Origin of the sequence: Acinetobacter sp. YH12140, assembly GCF_013418475.1 — a bacterium.
In the GTDB taxonomy this organism is placed as follows: Bacteria; Pseudomonadota; Gammaproteobacteria; order Pseudomonadales; family Moraxellaceae; genus Acinetobacter; species Acinetobacter amyesii.
This window is the reverse complement of the sequence record NZ_VPBZ01000001.1, coordinates 140620-167600: the sequence shown is the minus strand read 5'-3', so window position 1 is coordinate 167600 and position 26981 is coordinate 140620. Positions and strand designations below refer to the sequence as shown.

General features: G+C 39.3%; 19 protein-coding genes. 9 read left to right on the top strand and 10 right to left on the bottom strand.

Going from position 1 to position 26981, the window contains the following annotated elements:
- Nucleotides 1-12 precede the first annotated feature (12 nt).
- From FTU75_RS00780 to FTU75_RS00765, 4 genes are all read left to right on the top strand, one after another.
- Nucleotides 13-603: a hypothetical protein gene (locus FTU75_RS00780; protein WP_373683972.1), complete on the top strand. Its 591-nt coding sequence runs from the start codon at nucleotides 13-15 to the stop codon at nucleotides 601-603.
- A gap of 46 nt (nucleotides 604-649) precedes the next feature.
- Nucleotides 650-1753, top strand: coding sequence for an efflux RND transporter periplasmic adaptor subunit (locus FTU75_RS00775; RefSeq protein WP_180114730.1), 1104 nt, complete (start codon nucleotides 650-652; stop codon nucleotides 1751-1753).
- Between the two features lie 23 nt (nucleotides 1754-1776).
- A complete protein-coding gene (locus tag FTU75_RS00770; RefSeq protein ID WP_180114728.1) occupies nucleotides 1777-4881 on the top strand; it encodes an efflux RND transporter permease subunit in 3105 nt (1034 codons plus the stop codon).
- A 96-nt stretch (nucleotides 4882-4977) separates the two neighbouring features.
- Entirely contained in the window at nucleotides 4978-6693 is a 1716-nt protein-coding gene (locus FTU75_RS00765) for a proline--tRNA ligase (protein ID WP_180114726.1), read from the top strand.
- A gap of 63 nt (nucleotides 6694-6756) precedes the next feature.
- Here FTU75_RS00765 and FTU75_RS00760 read toward each other — a convergent pair whose 3' ends face one another.
- The 6 genes from FTU75_RS00760 to FTU75_RS00735 all read right to left on the bottom strand — a co-directional run bounded on the left by FTU75_RS00760 (nucleotide 6757) and on the right by FTU75_RS00735 (nucleotide 14601).
- Nucleotides 6757-8058: a hypothetical protein gene (locus FTU75_RS00760; protein ID WP_111884918.1), complete on the bottom strand. Its 1302-nt coding sequence runs from the start codon at nucleotides 8056-8058 to the stop codon at nucleotides 6757-6759.
- 50 nt (nucleotides 8059-8108) lie between these two features.
- Nucleotides 8109-10289 carry a DUF6160 family protein gene (locus FTU75_RS00755; protein ID WP_180114724.1) on the bottom strand — a complete coding sequence of 727 codons (2181 nt, stop codon included), beginning with the start codon at nucleotides 10287-10289 and terminating at the stop codon, nucleotides 8109-8111.
- A gap of 30 nt (nucleotides 10290-10319) precedes the next feature.
- Nucleotides 10320-11009 (bottom strand): hypothetical protein, encoded by a 690-nt coding sequence (locus FTU75_RS00750; protein ID WP_067764582.1) that lies wholly within the window; start codon nucleotides 11007-11009, stop codon nucleotides 10320-10322.
- Between the two features lie 10 nt (nucleotides 11010-11019).
- Nucleotides 11020-13080 (bottom strand): hypothetical protein, encoded by a 2061-nt coding sequence (locus FTU75_RS00745; RefSeq protein WP_180114721.1) that lies wholly within the window; start codon nucleotides 13078-13080, stop codon nucleotides 11020-11022.
- A 245-nt stretch (nucleotides 13081-13325) separates the two neighbouring features.
- The gene (dcd, locus tag FTU75_RS00740; RefSeq protein ID WP_005008040.1) at nucleotides 13326-13895 is read right to left on the bottom strand and encodes a dCTP deaminase; all 570 of its coding nucleotides are present in this window, start codon (nucleotides 13893-13895) and stop codon (nucleotides 13326-13328) included.
- 112 nt (nucleotides 13896-14007) lie between these two features.
- A complete protein-coding gene (locus FTU75_RS00735) occupies nucleotides 14008-14601 on the bottom strand; it encodes a LysE family translocator (protein ID WP_078192265.1) in 594 nt (197 codons plus the stop codon).
- 440 nt (nucleotides 14602-15041) lie between these two features.
- On the opposite strand from FTU75_RS00735, the gene FTU75_RS00730 reads away from it, so the two are divergent.
- From FTU75_RS00730 to FTU75_RS00720, 3 genes are read left to right on the top strand one after another with little or no spacing between them, the layout of a single operon-like run.
- The gene (locus FTU75_RS00730; protein ID WP_180114719.1) at nucleotides 15042-16049 is read left to right on the top strand and encodes a TAXI family TRAP transporter solute-binding subunit; all 1008 of its coding nucleotides are present in this window, start codon (nucleotides 15042-15044) and stop codon (nucleotides 16047-16049) included.
- On the top strand, nucleotides 16027-16521 hold the full coding sequence (locus FTU75_RS00725) for a DUF1850 domain-containing protein (protein WP_227591861.1): 495 nt from the start codon (nucleotides 16027-16029) through the stop codon (nucleotides 16519-16521). Before FTU75_RS00730 ends, FTU75_RS00725 begins: the two co-directional genes overlap by 23 nt.
- Nucleotides 16518-18530 (top strand): TRAP transporter permease, encoded by a 2013-nt coding sequence (locus FTU75_RS00720; protein ID WP_180114717.1) that lies wholly within the window; start codon nucleotides 16518-16520, stop codon nucleotides 18528-18530. Before FTU75_RS00725 ends, FTU75_RS00720 begins: the two co-directional genes overlap by 4 nt.
- A 498-nt stretch (nucleotides 18531-19028) precedes the next feature.
- Here FTU75_RS00720 and apbC read toward each other — a convergent pair whose 3' ends face one another.
- The gene (gene apbC, locus FTU75_RS00715; protein WP_180114715.1) at nucleotides 19029-20306 is read right to left on the bottom strand and encodes an iron-sulfur cluster carrier protein ApbC; all 1278 of its coding nucleotides are present in this window, start codon (nucleotides 20304-20306) and stop codon (nucleotides 19029-19031) included.
- Between the two features lie 660 nt (nucleotides 20307-20966).
- On the opposite strand from apbC, the gene FTU75_RS00710 reads away from it, so the two are divergent.
- Nucleotides 20967-21290: a hypothetical protein gene (locus FTU75_RS00710; protein ID WP_180039686.1), complete on the top strand. Its 324-nt coding sequence runs from the start codon at nucleotides 20967-20969 to the stop codon at nucleotides 21288-21290.
- Nucleotides 21291-21339: 49 nt separating this feature from the next.
- On the opposite strand, the gene FTU75_RS00705 is transcribed toward FTU75_RS00710, so the two are convergent.
- Both FTU75_RS00705 and FTU75_RS00700 read right to left on the bottom strand, forming a co-directional pair.
- Nucleotides 21340-21738 (bottom strand): hypothetical protein, encoded by a 399-nt coding sequence (locus FTU75_RS00705; protein WP_180114713.1) that lies wholly within the window; start codon nucleotides 21736-21738, stop codon nucleotides 21340-21342.
- Between the two features lie 242 nt (nucleotides 21739-21980).
- Nucleotides 21981-22775, bottom strand: a complete 795-nt coding sequence (locus FTU75_RS00700; protein WP_180114859.1) for a hypothetical protein — start codon at nucleotides 22773-22775, stop codon at nucleotides 21981-21983.
- Between the two features lie 171 nt (nucleotides 22776-22946).
- On the opposite strand from FTU75_RS00700, the gene metG reads away from it, so the two are divergent.
- Nucleotides 22947-25004, top strand: a complete 2058-nt coding sequence (gene metG, locus FTU75_RS00695) for a methionine--tRNA ligase (protein ID WP_180114711.1) — start codon at nucleotides 22947-22949, stop codon at nucleotides 25002-25004.
- A gap of 111 nt (nucleotides 25005-25115) precedes the next feature.
- Here the strand turns inward: metG and FTU75_RS00690 are convergent, their stop codons facing one another.
- Entirely contained in the window at nucleotides 25116-26714 is a 1599-nt protein-coding gene (locus FTU75_RS00690; protein ID WP_180114709.1) for a DUF6119 family protein, read from the bottom strand.
- Between the last annotated feature and the right edge of the window lie 267 nt (nucleotides 26715-26981).

The following is a 26981-nucleotide window of genomic DNA, read 5'->3' as shown; positions in this document are numbered from 1 at the left end:
AAAAAAGTCATCCTGACGACTTGTTTACTGGCTTATACCCCGCTTTTATTTGCTGCACCAAACAATATGCAGCAACCACAAAAGGCGACTTGGTATCGCTACTATGACAATAAAGGTGTAGCAAACATCAGTACCAATGTGACACCAAATCACATCCGCTATGGTTATGAAGCACTTGATCAAAATATGCAAGTGATTAAACGTAACCGCCCCTACAATGCTGAAGCTGACGTTAGACAAGCTCCTCAGCGTGCTGCTCAAGCACGTCAGCAAGCGTCAGATATCAAACTTAAAAAAGCCTATACCAATAGCCGAACTGCGGCCATCAAAAAGCGTGATGCACTGACTGGTATACGTAAACAGATCGTGTTTGAACAAGAACAATTAAAACAATTACAAAATGATCGTGTATTATTTGTTCGCCAAGAACGTGAACATTTTCGAAAAGGTGAAACCGTTCCGGCAAAATTAAAAACAATGTTGGATAATAATCAAAAAAATATGGTAGCGAAAAAAGAATACATTCAATCGTTACAAACTCGCTATCGAAATACAGAAGCTGAATACGACAGAATTATTACGCGTTTAAAAGCGATGGAATAAACTTGTTATTCAATTGCTTTTGTAGACCGCTGATATAAGGACCATTATGCACTCTGCACAGCAATCATCCCCATTTTTAAAGCTTAGCCTGCTTTGCATAAGCCTGACTTTGGCTGCATGTCAAAAAGAAGATCCGCAGCAAAGTGTAAAACCAGAAAATAAGATTGAATTGATTCAACAAGATCTGGTCACGATCGAACAAGGCAACGCCATTTCAAAAACTGCCTTTACTGGTACCATTCGGGCGGTCAATCAGAGCAGTATTCAAGCCCAAGTCACTGCGACTGCAACCAATGTTAATGCCGAAGTCGGACAACGTGTCAGCAAAGGCCAAGTGTTGGTGCGTTTAAATAATCAAGACAATGCCGCACGTCTTGCTCAATCTCAAGCAAACCTTGCCTCCACGCAAGCTCAAGCCAATCAAGCCAAACTGATGATGGAACGTAAACAGCGTTTGCTGAATCAAGGCTTTATTTCCAAAGTAGAGTTTGAACAAAGTCGTGTCGATTACCAAGCTCAAATGGAAAATGTTCGTGCCCAACAAGCTAATGTCGACATTGCGCGAAAAGCCAATCAAGATGGTACCATTTATAGCCCTATCCAAGGCGTGATTACCAAACGTGATGTTGAACCCGGACAAACAGTTGCTGCCGGACAAACCCTTTTTGAAATCGTTAATCCAGACCAATTAGAAATTCAAGCCAAATTACCAAGTGATCAGCAAGCTGCACTGAAAATTGGACAAAAGATTGAATATAGCATCCAAGGTAATAGCAATTTACTCACAGCACAAATCAGCCGGATTTCACCGATCGCCGATCAAGCCAGTCGTCAAATTGAATTTTTTGCAGCCCCAAATGAAACTATTACTTCATTAAGTATTGGTGCTTTTGTCGAAGGTCACATCTTAGGCACGGATAATATTTCAGGCCAAAAAATTCCACTCGATACCATTCAAAGTCTAAAAGATAAACCTTACGTCTGGGTCATTCGTCAAAATAAAATTGCCAAAGTACCTATACAAATTTTGAATCAGAGTTATAGCAATAACACCGCGATTGTTCAGGGCTTACAAAATAGTGATCTGATCAGCCGAATTAAATTTAATGATTCAGATATCAAACAAGATGTAAGTATCAGCCAAAATTAAAAGAATAAGGCAGGACAGTTGTTATGTGGTTAACCCGAATTAGTGTGAAATATCCTGTTTTCACCATCATGATGATGTTTTGTCTGATGGTGTTAGGACTTGCTTCTTGGCAACGTATGGGCGTTGAGGAGTTTCCTGATGTCGACTTCCCTTTTGTTGTAGTCTACACCAACTATCCGGGTGCTTCTCCTGAGTCTGTCGAATCTGAAATCACTAAGAAACTTGAAGATCAGATCAATACGATTTCAGGCCTCAAGCAAGTCATTTCACAGTCCAGTGAAGGTTTATCCACGGTTATTGTCGAATTTAATCTAGATGTCTCGTCCTCTGTAGCTGCACAGGATATTCGAGATAAAATTGCACCAGTAACCGCACAATTTCGTGATGAAATTGATGACCCGATTGTAGAACGCTACGACCCTACTGCCAGTGCGATTATGTCGATTGTTTTTGAATCGAAGGACATGTCTTTACGTGATTTGAGTTCCTATCTGAATCAACGGATTGTGCCACAGCTTAGAACGGTTCCCGGTGTTGGTACGGTCAATTTATTGGGCGATGCGCAGCGTCAAATTCGGATACAAGTAAATCCACAAAAATTACAAAGTTTCGGGATTGGGATAGACCAAGTTATAAACACCCTAAAATCTGAAAATATTGAAGTTCCGGGGGGGACTTTAAAACAAAAGAACTCAGAATTGGTGGTCGAAATTAAATCTCGGGTTATTCACCCAAATTCTTTCGGAGATTTAGTGGTTGCCAATAAAAATGGCGCGCCGATTTATCTCAAACAAATTGCTGAAATCGAAGATAGCCAAGCTGAAATGGAGTCGAGTGCCTATCTGAATGGTAAAACAGCCGTCGCTGTCGACATTCTGAGAAGTTCGGACTCTAATGTAATTGAGGTGGTTGATAATACCCGTAAAACCTTAAGTAAAATCCAACAGCAATTGCCGCAAGGCACGACCGCAGAAATTGTGGTTGATTCTTCAAAAGGTATTCGTGGCAGCATTAAAGACGTGGCACGTACGATTATTGAAGGTGCAGTACTTGCGGTACTCATTGTTTTGTTATTTCTCGGCTCATTTCGTTCGACAGCCATTACAGGTTTAACCCTACCGATTTCGCTACTGGGCACCCTCACCTTTGTTTGGATTTTTGGTTTTACCATTAACATGATGACCCTACTGGCTCTCTCACTAAGTATCGGTCTCCTGATTGATGATGCCATTGTGGTTCGTGAAAATATTGTCCGCCATGCCGATATGGGCAAGGACCACGTCACCGCTGCACTCGACGGCACGAAAGAAATTGGTTTAGCCGTATTGGCCACAACATTGACCATTGTCGCAGTATTTTTACCTGTGGCATTTATGGGCGGCATTATTGGGCGTTTCTTCTATCAATTCGGTGTAACCGTCAGTACCGCTGTACTGATTTCGATGTTTGTAAGTTTCACCCTTGACCCGATGTTGTCTGCTCACTGGGCAGAGCGCCACGATCCAAATAAAAAGCCGGGTAAAATCAAACGTTTTTTTAACTGGATTTCGGGCAAGCTCGACAACCTAAGCCATCATTATGAAAAATTACTCAAGCTTGCTTTAAAATTTAGGCTCATTACCCTTTTAATCGCCGTCGCGTCTTTATTTGGTGCATTAGGTTTATCCAAAATGATCGGAACTGAATTTGTACCCGTACCAGACAAAGGTGAAATTCGGATCAAATTTGAAACACAAGTTGATGCAACCCTTGAATATTCGCAGGCTAAGCTTAAGCAAGTAGATCGTATCATTCGCCAACATCCAGAAGTCAAAGCCACTTATGGTGCAATTAATAGTGCCACTGATCGGGGTAAAAACCATGCTAGCATTCGTGTCACTGTTTCACCACGTACGGAGCGTAGTCAAACCTTAACGGATCTCAACAATGAATTCCGTACCCGCTTAAAACATGTAGCAGGTATTACCATTACCTCGATTGCTTCAGCTGATGAAACAGTATCTGGCGGCCAAAAGCCGGTTATGATCTCGATTAAAGGACCAGACTTAGATGAGTTACAACGCATTTCTGACCGATTCATGAAAGAAATTTCGAAAGTCGACGGTATTGTCGACTTAGAAAGCTCACTCAAAGAACCTAAACCGACATTAGGTGTACATATCAATCGCGTTTTAGCCAGTGATTTAGGTTTATCCGTCAATCAAATCGCCAATGTTTTACGCCCTCTTCTTGCTGGTGATAATGTAACAACGTGGAAGGATGATAAAGGCGAAACCTATGATGTAAATTTAAGACTCACTGAAGATCAGCGTCGACTGCCAACTGACATTCAAAGCATGTACATCACATCACAAAAAACCGATGCTGCAGGCTTACCTATTTTAGTTCCATTGGCAAGTGTGGCAAGCTTTGAAGAAACACTTGGTGCTTCACAAATTAACCGTCGTGATCTGGCACGTGAAGTGATGGTTGAAGCCAACACAGCAGGACGTCCTGCGGGTGATATTGGTGCCGAAATCAATGAGATAGAGAAAAACTTCGACTTGCCACCAGGTTATAGTTTTGTCACGCAAGGTGCCAATAAAGATATGGCTGAGTCTGCGGGTTATGCAATGACAGCGATTACCCTCTCTATTGTATTTATTTATATTGTTTTGGGTTCACAATTTAATAGCTTCATTCACCCTGCAGCCATTATGGCTTCATTACCCTTATCATTGATTGGGGTTTTCTTAGCCCTATTCTTATTTAATTCAACCATGAACCTCTTTTCCATTATCGGGATTATTATGCTCATGGGCTTGGTGACAAAGAACGCAATTCTACTCATCGACTTTATTAAAAAAGCCATGGACCATGGTGTAGATCGTTATGAAGCGATTATTGAAGCAGGTAAAACCCGTTTACGTCCCATTTTAATGACTACCAGTGCAATGGTAATGGGTATGGTTCCGCTTGCACTTGGTTTAGGTGAAGGCGGTGAACAAAGTGCACCAATGGCACATGCCGTGATTGGCGGGGTGATTACCTCTACCCTACTAACACTTGTGGTTGTGCCGGTGATTTTTACCTATTTGGATGATTTCCGAAACTTCCTTGCACGTCAGGCCAAAAAAATCATGTCATAATGACAAAATCTAAAATGAGGTGACTTTGGAAAATGTTCACCTCATTTTTTATTGTATACTCTCCACTTTAACGCTTAATTTTTTAGGACAGTTTCCATGCGCGCGAGTCGCTTTTTATTTGCAACGTTAAGAGAAACCCCAAACGATGCTGAAGTTATTTCACATCAGCTTATGCTTCGTGCCGGGATGATTCGTAAATTGGCTTCAGGTTTATACACTTGGCTGCCGATGGGCGTTCGCGTATTAAATAAAGTTGAAGCGATTATCCGCGAAGAGATGGATCGTGCTGGTTCACTTCAAGTCCTGATGCCTGTCACTCAACCCGCATCTTTATGGGAAGAATCAGGTCGTTTCGTACAATATGGTCCAGAACTTTTACGTTTTAAAGACCGTCATAACAATGACTTTGTACTTGGCCCTACACATGAAGAAGTGATTACAGATCTTGCTCGCAATGAATTGAAAAGCTATAAGCAATTGCCTGCAAACTTCTACCAAGTACAAACCAAATTCCGTGACGAAATTCGTCCTCGTTTCGGTGTGATGCGTTCACGTGAATTCATCATGAAAGATGCCTATTCTTTCCATGTTGACCAAGCTTCTTTACAAGAAACCTATGACAAGATGTATGCAGCTTATTGCAAAATTTTCACGCGTTTAGGTTTAAATTTCCGTCCAGTTCAAGCGGATACAGGTTCAATTGGTGGTTCGGGTTCACACGAATTCCACGTCCTTGCGTCTAGCGGTGAAGATGATATCGCATTCTCTACAGAGTCAGATTATGCTGCTAACGTAGAAATGGCGGAAGCAGTATTAGTAGGTGAACGTGCTGCCCCGACTAAAGCACTTGAGATTATTGATACACCAAATCAAAAAACCATTGCTGAGGTTTCTCAATTCCTTAAATCAGACCCTACTCAATCTGTCAAAGCATTATTGGTTCAAGGTGTTGCTGAAGAAGGTAAAGCTGCACCAGTGGTTGCCTTATTCCTACGTGGTGACCATGAACTGAATGAAATTAAAGCAGAAAAACACCCATTAATTGCTGCTCCTTTAACTTTTGCAACTGAAGCACAATTAGCTGACTTAGGCTTAACTGCTGGTTTCTGTGGCCCTCAAGGCTTAACCGAAAAAGGCATTACCGTTATTGTTGACCGTGCAGCGTCTGTACTTTCAGACTTTGTTGCTGGTGCAAACCAAGTCGATAAACATGCTGTAGGTGTAAACTGGGAACGTGATGCACAATACACCGAAGTTTATGACCTTCGTAATGTTGTTGAAGGTGACCCTTCTCCAGATGGTCAAGGTACAATCTTGATTAAACGTGGTATCGAAGTTGGTCATATCTTCCAGTTGGGTCAAAAATACTCTGAAGCGCTTGGCTGTAAAGTTTTAGGTGAAGATGGCAAACCTCTCGTTGTGACTATGGGTTGCTACGGTATTGGTGTAACCCGTGTTGTTGCTTCTGCGATTGAACAAAACTTCGATGACAAAGGGATTATTTGGCCGTCTGCAATTGCTCCTTTCGAAGTTGCTATTGTGCCCATGAATGCACATAAGTCACCGCGTACAATGGAAGCTGCTGAAGCACTGTATGCAGAATTAACTGCTGCTGGTTATGATGTGCTTCTTGATGATCGTAATGAACGTCCGGGTGTTAAATTCTCTGATATCGAGTTAACAGGTATTCCACACCGTATTGTCATTGGCGAGAAAGGTTTGGATGCTGGTACATTTGAGTACAAAGGTCGCCGTGATGAAGAATCAAGCAACTTAAGTAAAGAAGACCTTTTAGCGAAAATTGCAAAATAATTTGCGCTAAACATAAAAAATCCCGCTAAGTGCGGGATTTTTTTATATGAAATATTTTAAGCCTTAACAGAATTTCAGACCGCCGAAGCAGTTAGAACGAAACTCCTGTCCAGACAGTTTTAAATTGGTTAATGGGAAATCAATTAATGACGGGTTTTTAATCTCTTTAACATCCAAAGAAGAACCTGCAACACAACCAAAGAGTAAATCTCCACAGTTACGAACATTGGTACTTAGGTCATGGTTAATTCCGGCGATCGTTTGTTTCAATACTTCATCCGTAATCGCCACTTTATCTGATGGTGTAATACTGCCCAAATCGACTTCATCTTCCATCGCCAGCCACCACCCTCTTTCTGCTGCGACTGCAGCACCAGGCCAGAGTATTTTTTGAGCTTGTAAAGATAGCGAAGCAGGGTTATTTAGATAAAGTGCGTGAATCAAACCTAAACTTTGATTTACCGTAATATCGGTTTTTAGCCCAGTAAGATACCCCGTCACATCTTTATTCAAATTAATGTTTAAACCGAGTAAAGAGATTTGAGCTTCTAATGGACCACTAAAATCTAGACGATCAACAGTTCCTGTACCCTTTAACTGTACATCTGTCATTCGATTCCCACTTACAACAGTGGCTGGAATCGTAAAAGGAGCCGTGGTTGATTTTAAATTAAAAGAATAATTATCTGATTTGTAGTGAAGCGGTAGATCAACTTCAGCACCAAATAATGTCCCCTTAACAGCCCCTTCAATGTATTGCTGCGTAGAAGCATAGTCCATCACACGCTCGGCAGTTGTTGCAACACCCGCAGACGCTTTTGTTTTCATATAACCACTAAAGGTATTGATACCATTGGGTGTATTGCTATTTTCTGTACCTAATGTCATTAATCCAGAAATTTTTTCAGCGCTCAAACGAAAGCCCATCACTTCACGTGTTGCCGCTGATTTCGGATCTTTAATTGCAATTTCGATAAAAGGATTGGTCAGCAAAGCTGAAGTTGCCGCACGTTCATCCGACGTATAATTGCTATTTGCAGGCAAGCCACTCAGTGAAATATGATCAATATCAATATCACAAGCACCTGAGCCATTTGCACCACCACAACCCAATTGGAGCTTTTTAATATTGGCATTGAGCTCCATTTCAGCTTCCAAACCAAGTTTATAAAAGCCAACTTTGGATTGGTCAACGGCTTGTCCACTCTCATCCACAGAATTATACCCCTGCGTATATTCCATGGAGAGTAAAGCTTGACCATCAACTTTTGATAAGCTTTCATCATCTAAAGCCATCATTGCATGAGATAAGCTACTCATCGCAAATGTCGAGAATATCAAACCTCTGATTAACTTCTTTTTCATAACAAATTCCCTGTTCGTTATTTTATTTATTTGTTATTGATTTAATTTTACTAGCGTGGAGTAATCCCCATCGTACTTCGCATTGTTCCACCGGTTAGGGCAATATCCGCCATCTTTTGCATATTGCCATTTGTTAACATCGAAACTTCTGCACGAAACGCTTTAGACATATTATTGGTTGGATTGAATTTTACCTGATTATCAAACTCTACCGAATCTTGTTTCATTTTAATTCGAGCATCAAAGCCTAGATCGCCCTGCATTTTATTAATATTGATACTTGAAGCTGAAACGACACCGCTGGCATTTACATCTTCATTCATCAAACTTAAATAGCTTCCCATAACTTTTTGATCTTTCTTTTCAGCATCAGTTAATGCTTTAAATTCAAAGCTTCCACGGAAAGACAAATAGTTATTTTCTGCACTGTCATTTAGACCCGGCACTATAAATAGCTCACCCTTACCATCGAGTTTAAACGCAATATTCGTCAACACATCATCACGTTTAGAGAAATTATCTAAAGGTACTGTAGTCCCACATTTGGCAGAAGCTGTAGTCGCACAGTTATAGGTTGAACCCGGAAGTTGACCAATCGCTAACTCGGCATTGGCTGCAATCAATAAATTATCTGCACGTACATAGATGCCATCATTTTCATAACCAATCACACCATCAGATTGAATAAGTGCATTGATGTTTCTTAAGCCTGCATAATAATTGACTTCTTGACCATTAATACCTTTTTTACCATCAATCAAAATAATGGATGTTGTACTTGGTGTTCCTGTTTTTTTATCAACACCATAACCATCTGTGCTCATTACAAGGTTATAGCCAATACCTGATTTTTCAGCCGCATTTTTATAACTGTATTTTTTCTCTGATAATGCAACGTTGGCATTCATATTATAAATCGGGATACCAATCCCCCAACTGTTGTCATTACTTGCAATTGCAGCAATTGAGTTATCCGAAATAAATCGTGCGGTACGCGCGATGGACTGAAAATCCATACCACGAATCGCCACAAGTGCAAAATTTCCACCCGCCGTTTGATTTGACAGATTCTGGGTTAAAACATTATTGGTTAAACCTAATGTCGCTTTTAATTTATCATTTACCAGAAAATCAAGGCTTTTTGCTTGAATGGTATTGATATAAATATCGCCAAAATCAATATATGCATTTTTATCAGCAACTAAAGACGTTAAATTAGAAAATTCAATGGAATAACTACCAATACCCGTATGGCCAATTTCTAAGGTTGTCGGTGCTTGACCTGCAACAAGACTCGGATCATCTTTTGAAGTGAAATCCGCGCGCACACCTAAATGTAAACCACCTGAACCAACGGACTCATATCCTGAAGCTTTCGTTGCTAGACCAAAATCTTTAATTCCTTCTTGATTGGCATTTAAGGCAACTCGTGCATTAGTGACAGCACCCGATGCTCCCATACGAATTAAATTGCGCTGTGCACCACCATCGGTACCGTATCGTAAATCGATATTAACGCCGGGGTTTGTGGCATCGCTACGTGAGCTATGTACATCTGAAGTATCCTTTACCCGCCCCAAATTGACCGCATGGTCTTTGCTCCCTGTGGATTTTGTGGTGAGAACAATGCCTTCATCAGCTGCGACATACATATAACCTGAACCAGCAAAGTTAAAGTTAAAGTCCTTTAAGGTTACGCTATGTCCATTCATACCATGACTAATACTGGCATTTTGCAATTGAAATTTCATATACGCCGTATCATTACGGTTAAATAGACCATTGCTGGTTTCAAGTAATACTTTTAAAGGTGAAGATGTTGCAATCGTAAGTGAACCTAAATTTTGTGTAGGCGTTTGGCACGTTGCACCTTGACACAGCAACATAATATTTTGTGCAACAGCCGTAAAAGGGCTGACACTCGCAGCTATACGCATGCCTACACCAGCATCCGTAGTCCCAACATCAAAATCTAATTTTGATGTAATGGTGCTTTGCCCAACGCCATCTATTTGTACATTGTGCAAACCCATTTTCATCTTATTTTGGTCAGTTGGGTCAACCCAATTTAACTGATCAACTTTGACTCTAGAAACTTCATGGGTAATCGAAATACCATCTTGGCCAGTAACTGCACCCAAGCTTTCATCGGTCATCGCTTCAAAAGCATATGCATGTTGAGCAAGTAAAATACTGGTTGCGAGTGCCGTTAAAGTTGTTATTTTTCTCATCACAATATCCTTATATTCAGTCACAGCTGATTAACAGCGACCTGCACCATTTCCAGTGCAGTTAAAACTGAAGATGTTTAACTTTCCACTCATGTGCATGTTGCCATGCACATTAACACCCATAAATCCTTGTTCTGAACCACGATCAAAATCAGGCACTGCTAAAGTTGAAGTTGTTCCATCAGCTTTCTTTTCGGTATAGGTCGTATAAGTACTGGTATTTTCATAACCTTCCTTACCTGTCGTCCCTGTTTCCACCGCCAACGTAGCAAAACCTAAATTTCTAATTTTTAATGGCTTATCATCATAAAATGTCAACTGCATAGCCGTTTGTGGATTGCCTTCACGATTGATAATCGTCACACCATCTAGTGAAAATTGATCGATCTGTAACGTTCCTTGAAACTGTTTAAACACCAACCATTTCTTATTACCATTTGCATCCACATGATTATTGGGCGCAAGTGCTAAGCGACAAAACTCATTGGATGAACATTGATATCCATAAAAAGCTTGAGTCGTTTTTCCATTCGCATCCATGATAGAAATGTTGTTTTTCGACATATCATTGGCGTATTGATGGTTTAATGAAAGTGTCCAACTGAGATCAGCACCGCCTTGACCGGTTGCAGCAGTGAGTTCGGTATTATCCATAGACACTAAGCCTGCATGAGTTTGTGTCAGTGCAGCACAAACAACAGCGCATAAAATTTTATACATTTAATTTCTCCTACAGCCCTGTTGTTCTTATTTTTAAGTGCTGAATCAATACGCCATCTATGGCAACAGATCCTAAATTCGTGCTTTGTCCATTGACACCTTTAAAGACCACACCTGTCGCCGTATCCGTACTTTTTGCATTCAGCAGATTACCAGGCAAGCGCTCTACTGTACCGATTGCAATACTACTATGTGTTGCATTACGCCCTTGATATAGTGCTGTCGCATCTGAAGAGTTTGCTTTTAACTCCGTACCACAACTATAGACGTTACAGGTTGAACCTTTAAAGTCAGCAGCGGTTAAACCCGATGTACCTGTGGTATTTCCAGCGATATCTGTATAGTAAGTATAAATTTTACTGTATATAGAAGGCACGTTAGGAATACGTGTTACTTCCAAAATAATATTTCGACCTTCCGATCCCACAATAAAGGGTTGATACATATTGCCTAAAACTAAATTGATGTTTGGGCTATATAAATATAGACCTTCCGTTTCATGGAAAATCGGAGCGACAGAACGATCCATAGCGGGTGTCGCTGCAGTACCATCATCCAGTTCGGAGCGTGCAGCTGTACTGATACGCATACCGCGAGCATCCAAATCACCGTCATTGATACTCAGTGACTCAGCACGATCATTGGTATTAATACGAATTAAACTGGCTAAACCTAAAGTTTGGTTATAGTTGGTATTTGTTGATTTTAGGGTTTGAAAAATTCGAACTTGTGAACCATTTAAACTCAGGCCATTGGCAACAATTTGAGTCCGTAAACGATAGTCTTTATCTAAGCCGCTGGTGGGCGCACCGGTAATCGGATCAACAACATTGCTTGAATTCAAAGACCGTGAAAATACATCCATCCACAAACCAAGCTTGATGTTGTTAGATGCATCATCTGCCGCAATTTTCTTTAATGGTGCCTCAATCGCTAAGTAACCAACATTCCCCTTATTATCTTTCGCAAATTGTTCAACATCTTGATTACCCGCATGGAAAAGCCATGGGTTTTCTGCTGTACCCCAATTAAATCCTTGGTCTGTATAGCGCGTTGCTAATGAACTTTTTCCATTTTTATCTTTGCTATTGGACAGGGCTAAGCCATATATAAATACATCTGCTTTCGATCTGAGGCTCGATACGGTCGCAGTCGAGGCAATTTGTTTTGCTGTAATTTCAGCATTTTTCTTCACCGTTGCTAATGCTGAATCACTCGCCTTTTGAGCTTCAAGCTTGGCATAGTCCGTTGCCAACTGATTGAGGGTTTCTGCAGCTTTGGCATTTAACTGAGCATCTTTTGTTGGATCAATAAGATTTGAACGTGTAATTTTTCCTGAGACATAATTTTTATAAAAAGTCGAAGTGGTCGGTAAATTACCCGTACTATTGTTACCGTATAGTAACTCAATCATTTCATAGGTATTTTTTAAAGCAGCAGTTTGTGACTTTTCTTTTAGTCCTGGAGTAATTGATTTTTTCGTTGTGCCATCGTTTTCAAAAGGTAAGCCAGCCGATGACCCATTATAATAGTCTTTATAACGCTGATCGTAATATGCCTTCATCGTTGGCGATTCAAGATAAGACTGTACTAATCGACCACGATATTCTGTTGAATATGTTGTTATGGTTTCATTGGTAATACGTGTAGCATTATTGGTCTCATAAGTGCTTTTAGAACTTAAGAAAGTTGAGTCATAAACACCGTTATAGCCCGTAACTCGGCCTTGCTGATAAGCATCAACATAGGCTGCTTTGTAGATTTTATCGTAAGCACGCTGGCCTAATTGTTCATAGTTTTCACCTGTAGGAATAATTCGAATAAAACCTGTATCATTTTTCCCGGGATCAACCATACCAGACGCATAACTAGAAGCCGCAGAACGGTCATTTGGGCCTTGAAAGACCATTTTGAAATTTTCTAAAGTGAGTGCAACACCTTCACCCGTTGTGGCTGAAAGTGCTTCATCTGATAAATCTTGAAGCGCATAAACAGATGGTGCAGCAAACATGCTGACTGCGGCTGCTAAGCAACTCTGGCGGAATAACTTAGCCTGGGTGAATTGAGTCATCTCGACCTTCCTTTTATCAGATGCTCTGCATCTCTCTTATATTTATTCCTGAGAACTGGCTTTGATGTTATTGTCCATTTATTCCTTAAATGGAGACTTGTGATAGACCAGTCACTTAACTTTTTATTATGCTGAATAATTACTCAATTGCAAAAACTTCCCCACCGAATGGTCTATTTTCCGATGAATGACCCAACAAAAAAGCGGGCTAATTCGCCCGCTTTTTTTAAACTCAATCCGAAGGATTAAGCTTTCGGTAAAGTCACACCGGTTTGACCTTGGTATTTACCACCACGGTCTTTATAAGAGGTTTCACACACTTCGTCTGATTCAAAGAACAACATTTGTGCGACACCTTCACCCGCGTAAATACGTGCAGGCAAGTTGGTTGTATTCGAAAATTCTAAAGTCACGTGACCTTCCCACTCTGGTTCAAGAGGCGTCACATTGACAATAATACCGCAGCGAGCATAGGTTGATTTACCCAAACAAACGGTTAACACATTACGTGGAATACGGAAATATTCGACTGTACGTGCTAGTGCAAACGAGTTCGGCGGAATGATACAAACGTCTGATTCGATATCAATAAAGCTTTTATCGTCAAAGTTTTTAGGGTCAACAATTGCTGAATGAACATTGGTAAAGACTTTAAATTCACGAGCACAGCGCACGTCATAACCATAGCTCGACACGCCATACGAAATAAGCTTTTCGCCATTTTCATCATAACGGACTTGGTTTTCTGCATACGGTTCAATCATGCCGTGTTTTTCGCTCATTTCGCGAATCCAACGATCAGACTTAATAGCCATTTATCTCTATCCAAAAACTTAAATCAATTATTGCGTGGTACTTTAACTGAAATCCGACTTAATGAAAATAAGCTTTGCCGAACTAAGCGGATTTAGTCATTTTCAAATCAATTTAAAGTTTTAAAATCGCAGAATAACTCAGTGGTATCGAAAAACTAACCAAGACTAGCGATGCTGTTCGTTGTAAATTGGCTTGATTGAGCCAACTAATTTTATTCGATGCCAAAACTGAACCAAGGAAGGTCCAAAAAAATGCAATAGGAACGATCAACAACAAAAAGATCAGCATGTGAGCTACATAATACTGCGCATTTTGCCAAGCCAATGCAGGAAAAATCGCAGATGCGAATAATAATGCTTTGGGGTTTAATAACGTCGCAACAAAGAGTTCGCGTGCACGAATGCCCTTTTGATTAAAATTTTCAGCAACAGTTGCTGTACGCCATAATCGCATAGCCAAAAATAGAATATAGCCAGCACTAAACAGTTTTAAAATGGTCGGCAGTAAAGGCAGATGTACGGAAATTTTACCAATGAGAAAACCCCATAGGCTAATCGAAATAAGATAACCAAAGGCTTCCGCTGGAATGAGTCGGAATGATTTACGTAGCCCAACTTGAATACCCGAAGATGCGAGTAGCGTATTGGTTGGTCCTGGCGTTAACAAAATACTGATAACTAGACCAATAAAAAACCATGAAATCATACTTTGACCTCAAACTTAATCCGCGAAGATTAATTCAGTTGTTTCGTATTAGCAAAATAAAAATAGATATCGCTTATAGAGAACTCCTTATTTAATTTTATGAATTCAGCAACTTAAATAGAAAAAACAGAACCTTAGATGAACAGTCATTCAGAGCACTTTACAATTCAAAGAAATAGTTTGAACTTATATTTATTAATAGAAAATTCACATAAACCCCATACATACCCTACAGTTATTACACGTAACAAAATATTATTAAAATAAACAATACCGCCCCATGCCATTCTTACGCATAGCCATTATTTATTGGAGACTAAAAATCAAAAAAAAATACTTTTCAAAAATAATTGATTAAGTTATGTTCAATTGAGTAGTGGAAATTAAAATTAAAACTCATCAAATCAATATTCAAAATTTATGTGTAAAAGGACGTTTCTATGAACCAATGGACAAAACTCACGTTACTCTCGGTTACTTTGGCGTGTATTACTGCTTGCTCAAATGATCAATCTACTTCAAAAAATACCACGGAAGGAAAAAGCGCAGAAACTGCTACATCTGACAAACTTCAAACCAAGTTCGTAACCATTGCAACTGGTGGGGCATCAGGACCTTACAATGTGATTGGGACAAGTCTTGCAGAAATTTATAACAAAACCTTTGGTGTAAATTCTAAGACTCAAACTACAGGTGCATCCGTCGAAAACTTAAACCTTCTCAAACAGAATAAAGTTGAAATGGCATTTGTTATGAGTGACAGCTTAACAGAAGCACTGAACGGAACAGGAAGTTTCGCAAATGGTAAAGTTGAGAATGTCAGCCAAGTCGCAGCGCTTTATCCCAACTACGTACAAATCGTAACCTCTAAAAAATCAGGGATCAAAAATATCGAAGATTTGAAAGGTAAACGTATCGCTGTAGGTGCACAAAATTCAGGTGTAGAAGTAAATGCACGTACACTGTTGAATGGTTTTGGAATCACCTATAAAGATATTAAAGTTGATTATTTAGGCTATGCTGAAGCCGCTGATGCTTTAAAAGGTGGCAAGCTTGATGCAGCATTCCTGACTAGTGGCATTCCAAATTCATCACTCATGGAACTTCAACAAAGCTTTGATCTACAGTTGGTTTCAATCAATGCAGATAAAGTCAAAGAAATAGCTAAAGATCAAAGTTATTTCTTACCGATGATTATTCCAAAAGGCACATATGGCAATACTGCGGACATTCAAACTGCCGCAATTAAAAATGCATTAGTTGTTCGCACAGATATATCGGATGATGATGTCTACAAACTAACAAAAACTTTCTTTGACAGTTTGCCTCAATTGGCAACTTCACACCAAGCAGCAACAGAAATCACGCTTGAAGGTGCTCAACAAGGCCTTGTAGCGCCTCTACATCCAGGCGCGAAACGCTACTATGATGAAGTGGTTAAAAAATAATAAGCTTCAAAAAAATGCAGTTTATACTGCATTTTTTATATTGTTCTTCTTAATCTATGCTAGCTATCCAACACTGTATACGCAGGTTAGAGTTGAAACTGATATATGCAAAATTTCAACTGATCAATTTGATTTACAGTGGAAGCATTCAGTAGAAAAGACGGCTTGGTCTGAACAATATCAGCGTCAAAAGAATAAGTTTTTACTGCGCCACACCGATTTGATTTCATTTGGTGCAGGTACACCCTCAAATTATCCCATTGAGTTTCAAAAAAATGGTGTGATTAGAATGCGGGTCAATCAAAATATAGATGAAATCAACTGGGTGATTTCTAGAAATATGCAAGGCACGATCCTCGCTGACCAAAAAATTTGGTCTATTTTTCAAAGTTACCCAGACTATAGTTTGGTCAACATCTCGGTTCAATATCAACCCAAATGGAAGTCTTGGTGGATTGGAGAATGCCTATGAATTCCAAAGAAGATAAAGTTGTATTAGAACAACTCGATGAGAAACAACAACAAGCCATATTAGAAAAATTTGATCGGGAATCTGTTACTCGAATCAATATGAGCAAATCTGTTACCTACTTTGTTGCATTTGTAGCGATCTTTTATTCATTATTTCATTTATTTATTACGTTTAATCCTTTACCTGAGTTAATACAGCGTGCAGCCCATGTCGCTATTGGCCTAGCACTCATTTTCTTACTCTATCCAGCTCGTCAAGCAAGCTCCCGGCAGCATATTTCACTTCTCGATTGGTTCTTGGCTTTGCTTTCCATCTTCAGTTTTTTATATTTATGGAAAGAATATCAATCTATTATGACCACTCGAGGTGGTATTCCAAATACCTTAGATATCGCGTTTGCAATTATGAGTGTGGTATTAGTCATAGAAGCAACTCGCCGGGTCATGGGGTGGATGCTGCCCATTTTAAGTTTAATTTTCCTGACCTATACATTTATCAGTCACTTTGATTGGTTGCCAGATCGATTAATTACTCGCCCTTATACCATCAGCGACATTTTCGGACATATGTATTTAAAAACCGAAGGCTTATATTCTTCGGCAATTGGTGCATCCGTCACCTTTATTTTCTTATTTATCCTTTTTGGTGCTTTTCTTGCAAAATCAGGTATGGGGAAATTGTTCAATGATCTTGCCATGGCATTGGCGGGTCATAAACAAGGTGGTCCTGCCAAAGTTGCTGTAATTTCAAGTGGATTTATGGGCAGTATTAATGGAACTGCTGTTGCCAATGTTGTTGGCACAGGCTCATTTACCATTCCATTGATGAAAAAAATTGGTTATCACAAGAATTTTGCTGGTGCCGTTGAAGCCAGTGCATCCGTCGGTGGACAAATTTTGCCGCCAGTCATGGGTGCGAGTGCCTTCATTATGGCCGAAACAACTGGCGTGAGTTATGGCACAATTGCACTAGCCGCCTTATTACCTGCTTTATTGTATTACCTTGGCGTCATGGCTCAAGTTCATTTCCGTGCGGGTAAAGATGATCTGAAAGGCGTACCTAAAGCTGATTTACCAAAAGTAAAAGAAGTTCTAAAAGAGCGTGGACATTTACTTATTCCAATTTTGGCACTGGTCTTTTTCTTATTTCAAAATATTCCTGTGAGCTATGCTGCTGTCTACACCATCGTCCTGACCATCTTTGTAGCAGCTATAAGAAAATCAACACGAATGGGCGTAAAAGATATTTTAGATGCGCTCGTTGATGGAGCCAAACAATCATTATCTGTGATGGCTGCTTGTGCTGTCGTTGGTATTATTATCGGCGTAGTAAGTCTGACAAGTTTTGGTTCAGTAATGACTTCTTCAATTATGAGTTTAGGTGCAGGTAGTCTCTTTCTAACTTTATTTTTAACCATGATTGCATCGATGATTTTAGGCATGGGGCTTCCATCTATTCCGGCCTATATCATTACTGCCACTATGGCAGCACCAGCACTCGCAAACTTTGATATTCCTGTATTAGTCGCGCATATGTTTGTGTTCTATTTTGGTTTATTTGCAAACATCACCCCACCAGTTGCCCTTGCCGCCTTTGCTGGTGCAGGAATTGCAGGCGGTGATCCAATGCGCACTGGGTTTCAGGCCTTAAAACTCTCTCTTGCTGGTTTTATTGTTCCATTTTTATTCGTTTATAACCCTGCCATGCTGATGATTGATACCACCAATGTTGCAGTCAATGCTCGAGAATTTGCCTTTCCAGCATGGACAACTATAGCGAGTATTACTGTCACTTCAGTGATAGGAATTCTCGCTTTAGGCTCCGCAGTTGAAGGTTATTTCAAGACTTATCTCAACTGGTTCTGGCGTATTTTTTTAGGTGTGGGTGCGCTGTGTATGATTATTCCAGAAACCATTACAGATATTGTAGGCATTATCATGGTCATCATCGCAATTACGGTGAATATTATCACTGCTAAGCGTAAAGCAAACCCGTCTCTTTCCTCCTAAAAAACCAATTAAAAAGCCCGGTAATTACCGGGCTTTTTAATTTCTTAGACTAAGGCGTACCCTCATTTGATGGGGGGTTAATGACTTCAAATAATATTTAAAATTATTTGTTCCTCTATATTTTTTCAATGCTAAGCCCCTTGTAACAAAGGACATTTGGCAAAAAATCTAAGACACAATGCGTTTGTACAGTTACTGCCGTTCAAAGAATTGATCCTAGCCAAAATAATAGAAATGTCGTGAAAGCTATTTTGTAAAAACTAAGTACAAACGCGACATCCTTTGATATGCCTCAAGAATTTTATCCTTGGCAGACGGCTTATAATCGCAGGGAAAATAAGAAATTGTGCAAATCGTTTTTTAGATGTGTAATTCATGGACATCGTTGAATGTCTAAAGTTCAGTACTCATAATTTTCAAACACTCCCAATACCACGTTATAAAAAATCTGGCACGAGGCCAGATTTTAATACGGTCAACTTAAATTTCAGTTCACTCTTAGAAAATACGGTTTTTATCTTTTTCAGCCTGAGGTAATGCATCTGCAACTTTTTGTGCAATCGCCATGTAGCTTTCAGCAGCATCATCACCTGCTATCACAGATGGTTTCCCTGCATCGGCATTTTCACGAATTTGTACATTCAGCGGTAAACGACCTAAGAGCGGAATGTCGTATTGGGCTGAAAGTTGGTCGCCACCACCTGTACCAAAGATTTGCTCTTCATGCCCACAGTTCGAACAGATGTGAGTCGACATATTTTCAACCACGCCCATCACGGGAATATGTACACGATTAAACAACTCAATGCCTTTGGTCGCATCCATTAATGCAACATTTTGTGGTGTCGTCACAATCACAGCACCTGTCACCGGTATACGCTGTGCAAGCGTCAACTGGATATCACCTGTGCCTGGTGGCATATCAATGACCAATACATCCAGATCAGGCCATAAAGTTTGGTTAAAGAGCTGCATTAACGCCCCCGTCGCTTTCGGCCCACGCCAAGCCACTGGCGTATTGTTATCTCCAGTTAAGTGACCAATTGAAAGCACAGCCATACCATAGGCTTCGATGGGAACAAATTGCTCAGCTTCAATCATAGGCGTACGGCCAGCGTTACCGAGCATAGTTGGAATACTTGGACCATAGATATCCGCATCTAAAACGCCAACTTTTAGCCCCAATTGCTGTAATGCCAAAGCTAAGTTAACTGTCGTGGTTGACTTACCCACACCACCTTTGCCTGAAGACACTAAAATTACATTTTGAATGCGTGGGTGTTTCGGTACATCACGTTGTTGTGGAGCCGCTTTTTGAATCGGCGGATTGTTTGGATCTTCTTCAGCCTTGGCTTGAGTAGCAGATGCATCCACAACAGGTGGCAGATTACTCGTAGTAGACTTTTGCTCAGTTTGTTCATTAGCTTTAGGCTGTGTTGAACAGCTTTCACCTTCTGCATTATGATGACCACAACCACCTTCAGATTTATGCCCTGTTTTTTGTTGAATCACGTGCATATTTAATTCTGTGATGCCACATTTTTCCAATGCATCGGCCAAATCATCATGGATTTTTTGTAAGTCATCGGCTTCTGAAGGAAAGGTATTAATCGTGATCTGTAAGATCTGACCTTGCACATTCACCTGAGTAATACGGTCTTTTAAGGCATTATTCGAATTGGGAAGTACATAGTTTTGTAAAACCTGTTGGATTTCCTCCTCTTTCACCTCTTGGGAGGGTGAAAACACAGATTTTAGAGAAGAAAGCCACGACATTATGTTGTCTCCAAACAGGAACATCAAAAGATAATAGCGATAGTTTACCTGTTCATCTGCCCCAGAGTAAGAGGGAGATGAATGACTTATCCCTATAAGCTTATAAAGTTGAGTAACTGATGTTACGCACCTAAAAGTAATTTCGCATTTTAAAAATGATTTTTAAGTCTATTCAACGGAGTCTTATATCTAGGGTTTGAATAAAGAGATTAGCCTTCGGCTGGAGGTACTTTTGTTTTGGCAAAAGTACCCAAAACCATTGTCATCCGCAAAACTCGTTCACTAGCGTCAAATTATTCAAAGTATCGCAAAACCATTTTTGATTAGAAGGAGTCCTGTCTCAAACACTTGCGGATGACCTTACCGCGTATCATTCTTTTATTTGAAGCAAACGGTGCGTCTGATGTTACTGCGTAACATCAGTGAGTAATTTAGTCAGCTTTCAAGCAAGTTTTCAAGCGTGTGCCACTTAAAATGCCCTTATAGTTGATCTATGCGGCTAAACCAAAGCCATTAAATTTTAAATTGATTACATATCAACCATACTTTTACAGCGTAATTTCAGTTTATATTTCAGTCGTTTCAACAGAATAATCAAAGCGATGGATGTGCAATCTAAAGGCACATTTTGTACTTTTAATTTTAAAAATGGGGAAGACTATGTATAAGAAGTCTGTGTATAAAACGACTTTATGCGCCTTGATGCTCCTGACTTCAGCAGCCTATGCAGAAATTGCGACTGAAGCCATTCAAACACCTGACCGACAAACTGTGGCGATTGGTGATAGCCTCGATCTCATGCGCTCGCGTATGCAAGCTTCTCCGATGAAAATGGTGTCCTATCCGCTGCAAGAGAAAAATCAGCCTGCAAAATTGGCGGTAGATTACACCTATGAAATTGCCAATATGCGCTACGTAATTACCGTAGTCGATGATCAAGTCAAAAATATTAAGACTGAAAATTTGGATGGATTAAAACAATAAAACCTAAAAAAGCCGCTCTTGATAGAACGGCTTTTTTCATCAAACCTAATTAAGCTTGGTCATCTTTTTTAAACTTATGCAGTGTGTCAGTGGCTTTCTTTTTTAACTCGTCAAATTTCACTGTCGCCTGCACTTTTAGTTCATCAAATTTTTCCACAGCCTCATGTTTCAGTTCGGCTGCTTTGACTTTTGCTTCATCAAATTTATGACTCGCTTCTGCTTTTAACTGCTCTAGACGATCTTTGGTTTCTGCATGCTGTTCTGCATGTTCATGTTTCGCATCATTTAAGGCTTTTTCACCCTCAAGCTTGAGCTCTTCAACTTTATGCTTTGTACCATCGAGTGCTTTTTCACCTTCAAGTTGCGCCTCTTTGGCTTTGAGCTTTAGATCATCACCCAACTCTGATGCTTTATTTTTTAAATCATTTAATGTGTTTTCTGTTGTCATCTCGCTCACCCTGTTCTCAGTTATTGTCTAACAATAGTTATAACGCGATTTGAAGCAGATACCTGAATTAGACGCATTTAGAAACAATTCAACCACAGGAAAACGCCATGTGATTGCCTATTTTCACAATGGTTTAATGCAAATATGTATGGTCGATTTTACTCGAAGCTTTTAATTTTAAAGGGTGATGTTATGCAAAGAGACCAACGCCATTCCGATGCATTGATCTCTTGAAATTAAACTTATTTGCTGACCGTACTCATAAAGCTCACTGCGGAAAACAGCCAAATAAACAGGATGAAACTCCGTCCCTGATTAAAATGTGCGACATCGGTACCATGCAAAATATTATGGCGCGTCATCGCTACTGTTGAACTGCTATCCATTTGATAGGCTGCCAATTCGGCAAAATACGGATTCAACTCATTAGCAATTTTAGATTTGTGCCACAGGCTTTTAATTTCGCTGCCTTTAAGCCCCGGTACAATTTTATAGACATCGACAAACTTGGTACCGCTCTGCTTTAAAAAGCCCGTTTGAATCAGTACATCCGTTAAAATGCCTTCTAACTGTGCATACAAGACAGGGATACAACCGGCATGGAAGTTCAGCTTATACAGTTTAAAAGCTTCAAGTAGAACCAAACGACGTTGCGCTTTATTTTCACCAATCTCTAAGGCATCAAAGGCTTTCAACATTTCTGTCTGAAAAAACTCGGTGTTAATCGCATCGAGTAAATGAAACTGTTTTTGATCTTCATGTTGATGCAGCAATTGCCAAAAATACAATAAATTTAAAGCATCATTCGCTACTTTCATTTCTACAGGCTGATCTAGTTCATCGGCCAAAATATCGAAATAAGGCTCATCTTGTGCCAAATGACGCAGGGTTTGAATCAGTAAGGCATGCTCATCTGCAGAAATCTGTTCTAAATATTGCTGCGCATCTTTAATAATGTGATGCCCCAATTTATGACGCTGTTCATTTTGAGGAATACGAGTGATTGGCTGATCGTCTTCATAGTCATCTTCATACATGGGCTTGTTACTCTTAGGCATCACAGTTATGCCCTATTATCACTGTAATTGTGTCAGCAATATAGATTTTTTTACTTTTGCAAAGATTTCACCTATTCCCTTGTGCAAGTACTGGCTATCTCATGTAAAATTACAGCCCATTGCATAAATACGAATGAGAGAGTCATATCCGTGCGTAATATTTTAGTTACTAACGCCCTTCCATACGCGAATGGCCCAATTCATATGGGTCATTTACTCGGTTATATCCAAGCTGATATTTGGGTTCGTGCCATGCGTGCAATGGGTCATAACGTGACTTATGTATGTGCGGATGATGCTCACGGCACAGCGATTATGCTACGTGCGGAAGCCAATGGTATTTCGCCTGAACAGCAAATTGCCAATGTGCAAAAAGAACATGAACGTGACTTTGCTGGCTTTAGAGTTGACTTTGACCATTACGACTCAACTAATAGCCCTGAAAACCAAGCACGTGCTTCTGAGATTTATATCAAAAACCGTGAAGCGGGCAACATTGCAGTACGCCCTGTGACGCAATTGTTTGACCCTGAAAAAGCAATGTTCTTGTCGGATCGTTTCATTAAAGGTACATGCCCGAAATGTAAAGCGGAAGACCAATACGGCGACTCATGTGAAGTGTGCGGTACAACCTACAACGCAACTGAGTTACTCAATCCAAAATCGACTTTGAGCGGTGCGACACCTGTAGAAAAATCTTCAGATCACTACTTCTTTAAACTGCCAAACTTTGGTGAATACCTGCAAAAATGGACACGAGACGAAGGCCGTCTGCCTGTGTCAATTGCCAATAAACTTGATGAATGGTTTGAAGCAGGTTTATCTGATTGGGATATCTCCCGTGATGCGCCTTACTTCGGTTTTGAAATTCCAGATGCGCCAAACAAATACTTCTACGTTTGGGTAGATGCGCCAATCGGCTACATGTCTAGCTTTGAAAACTACATCAAAACTAAACGTCCTGATTTGAGCTTTGACGATTACTGGAAAAAAGATTCTAAAAATGAGGTGTATCACTTCATTGGTAAAGACATCGTTTACTTCCACGCTTTGTTCTGGCCTGCAATGCTTGAAGGTGCAAACTACCGTACCCCAACAAGCTTATTCGTCAACGGTTTCTTGACTGTAAACGGTCAAAAGATGTCTAAATCTCGCGGTACGTTCATTAAAGCGGAAACGTATCTTGAGCATTTGAACCCTGAATACTTACGTTACTACTTCGCATCTAAGCTTTCTGACAAAGTTGAAGATTCTGACTTGAACCTTGATGATTTCGTTCAAAAAGTGAATTCAGACCTTGTTGGTAAAGTGGTCAACATCGCAAGCCGTTGTGCGAAGTTTATCAATACGAAATTTGATAACAAACTTTCTGCAACTTGTGCTGAGCCTGAGTTAGTTCAAAGCTTTATTGATGCAGGTGCATCAATCGCTGCTCAATATGAAGCACGTGAATTCTCAGCGGCAATCCGTGAAATCATGGCGCTTGCTGACAAAGCCAACCAATATATCGACGAGAAAAAGCCTTGGGCTTTAGCGAAAATTGAAGGCGAAGAACAACAAGTTCATGACGTATGTTCTGTCGGCATCAACTTGTTCCGTCAATTGGCTGTGTATCTTGCACCAGTACTTCCTACATTGGCAGCAGAAGTTCAAAGCTTCTTAAAATTAGAATCTTTCGACTTTGCTTCAGGCAAAACGATTTTAGTAGATCATCAAATTGCTCAATTCCAACCATTGATGCAACGTGTAGACCCGAAAGCAGTTGCTGCTATGGTCGATGCGTCTAAAGATTCTTTAGCTGCTCCTGCGGAAGCACCAAAAGCGGAAAAGAAAAAAGAGAAAGCCAAAGAGAAGAAACCTGAACCTAAAGTTGGCGAAGCTGAAATCATCGGCATTGAAGACTTTATGAAAGTTGACTTACGTGTAGCGGAAGTTTTAGAAGCAGCTCATGTTGAAGGTTCAGACAAACTGCTTCAATTGACTTTAAATGTCGGCGAAGCTGAGCCACGTAACGTGTTTAGCGGTATTCGTGAGTTCTACCAACCTGAAGACCTTAAAGGTAAACTGGTGGTGATGGTGGCTAACCTTGCACCACGTAAGATGCGTTTTGGTATTTCTAACGGTATGGTTTTAGCTGCGGGTAATGGTGAAGGTGTTTGGGTGATTTCACCTGAAACTGGTGCTAAACCGGGTGATAAAGTGTCTTAAGATTTAAGTCTTAGATAGGAAAAGCCTCTACTTTGTAGGGGCTTTTTTATGCCTTTAGTTTCCCTCTCCTTTTAGGAGATGAGAAGCGCTGCTTCGCAAGGGAGAGGTGTTTTATGAATCAATTTTTATATGGTTAGAAATATATATCTTTGGTTTTAAATCAAAAAACTCTACTCTTTTTTTCCATGAATCCACAGCTAATAAAAACTGTATCGAGTTTATTTCAATTAAAGATGAAACAGGCTGCTCTAAAACAAGCCATAATGCAGCTGACTCAAGTTTATCTTCAAAAGGAATAACTCTTTGTTTGATAAGTTCTACAGCCCCTTTCGACTGTTCTATATTATAAATTAGATCTTGAGGTTTTCCTGAAATTTTAACTGAAATTATTTCATTATCCTTATATAAATCAGCAACTTCAAACTTATAATTACGCCCTTTACTAGATAAGGATTGTATTGCTTCTAATTGCCTATCAAGCAATTTATAGCCATTGTTAAGACTAAGTTTCTCATTAAAATAGTATTCACGGTACGTTATTTCATTACCTAAATTTACTCCATTTCTGATTTGGGTTTCTTTATTTTTTTTCCAAGTTAAATAATCACTTTCAATTAAATCCTGTTCAAATATTAGTGTTATTTGTTCTAAAGATTTTTTTAAATATGCTTTGAAAGTTTCGTTGAATTTAAACCATTTTCCACATTTTAGAAAATATTGAGCATCTTCATATGAGGTGTAGAAATCTAAAATTTCTTTTAGTGGTTGTGTGAAACGACCACTACCTTCTATTTTAAATTTCACGTACAAATCATCAATACTTTGAAGATTATGTTCTTTAATAAAACTAGAAATCATAGAAATATCAAATGAATTGCCAAGTTCAAGTTTTGCAAGTTGCTTACGCTCTTTCTTGTAAATTAATTCGTAGTTATATTCATTAAATCGAAAAGAAATATTAATTCCAGCCACATGTATTTCTTCAAGACAGATAGATACATTTTCTTGTAAAGAATCTATAATTTCGGCATCTAATTGGGTTATTAAATTTTGATCTATAACTGGTTCTAATTTAGGTAGTTTTATTATTTCTTCAGTACCTAAAGTATCAGAAATTTCATTTAGAATTTGTGCCAAATCACTAGGAGACTTATCTACATTTAACTGTACTGAATCAGCAAAAATAATATTTTTATCTCCCCATATTTCAGAGTTGGAAGCTTTAATTTTTAGATGCTCAACTGACTCCCCTGATTCATAGCTATTTATATTAAAGTTCTCATAGGATGAAACTTCATGTCTTTTCGTACCTGTAAAGTATCTACTTTTTTTAAGAATGGTAGTTTGTTCATTACCCATTCTTACAGCTAGGCTGATCCCAAAATTTGGCTCAATAAATTTTGCAAGATAAAAGTGAGATTTCCCTAAACTCACAGCATATATTTCTTGAAGGTTGTCTTCATTTTTACAAATCAACAATCCAAAATGGAAAATATTTTTTGGCGAATTATTTTGAGAAATCAAAAAATCCTTGTATGTTTCGTGCCACCAAACATCATTACCTTCAACTTTTTCTGAAAAATAAAAAGTCATTTCATAGTTATCGTAAATTTGAGTCTTTTGCTCTACTAGACCTACTGACTCGAGTTTTTCGAGTAATCCCTTCATTTCAGAAAATTTTAATTTATATATATTGTATGTATTGATCATTTTTTCATCTAATTATGTTAATTATTAATCCTATAAATTTGTACAAAAAATGTAAAGTTTTTTTATCAATACTTTTTTTTAGCAAAGATAATCTATTTTAAAGTCCTTAAATAAATGCCATAAACAAGAAAAATCCCTTTAAAACTTATAACAATCCTAAGAAAACTTTATAACCAATATTTTTAGTAATTACCCTAAGCTACTTTCAGTAAACTCTCCCCTTACGAAGCAGTGCTTCTCATACCCTAAAAGGAGAGGGAATTCATT